This window comes from Methylobacterium sp. ME121, assembly GCF_000974725.1.
GTDB lineage: Bacteria > Pseudomonadota > Alphaproteobacteria > Rhizobiales > Beijerinckiaceae > Methylobacterium > Methylobacterium radiotolerans.
The window spans coordinates 1-587 of the sequence record NZ_BBUX01000192.1 but is presented as its reverse complement, the minus strand read 5'-3'; the positions used below and the strand labels follow the sequence as shown (position 1 = coordinate 587).

The following is a 587-nucleotide window of genomic DNA, read 5'->3' as shown; positions in this document are numbered from 1 at the left end:
GCGCGGAACAGGAAGTAGCCCGAGTTCCACAGGGCGCCGTCGGTGATCAGCGCCTCGGCGCCGGCCCGGTCGGGCTTCTCGACGAAGCGGGCGACGCGGGCCGCGCCCGGGGCTTCGGCGATCGGCTCGCCGCGGCGGATGTAGCCGTAATCGGTGGCCGGCCGGTCGGGCTCGATGCCGAGCGTCATCGTGTAGCCGGCGCGCGCCCCGGCGGCCGCGCGCTGCACGGCGTCCACGAAGGCGGCCGTGTCGGGCACGACGTGGTCGGCGGCCATGATCAGCACCACGGCCTGCGGGTCGCTGGCGGCGGCGTGCAGGGCTGCGACCGCCACGGCGGCGGCGGAGTCGCGGCCCTGCGGCTCGAGCAGGATGTCGGCGGAGAGACCGAGCTGGTCGCGCTGCTCGGCGACGATGAAGCGGGCCTCGGCCGAGGCGATGACGGTGGGCGTCGCGAAGACGGTGGCGTCCGACACGCGCGCCAGCGTCGCCTGGAAGGTCGAGCGCTCGGCGTCGACCAGCCGGGCGAACTGCTTGGGCATGCTCTCCCGCGACGCCGGCCACAGCCGCGTCCCCGTCCCTCCGCACAG

General features: G+C 75.8%; 1 protein-coding gene. It reads right to left on the bottom strand.

The window, feature by feature from the left end:
* Positions 1 to 587, bottom strand: a 587-nt coding sequence (locus tag ME121_RS32890) for a sugar phosphate nucleotidyltransferase (protein ID WP_491892970.1), incomplete at both ends; no start/stop codon positions are given.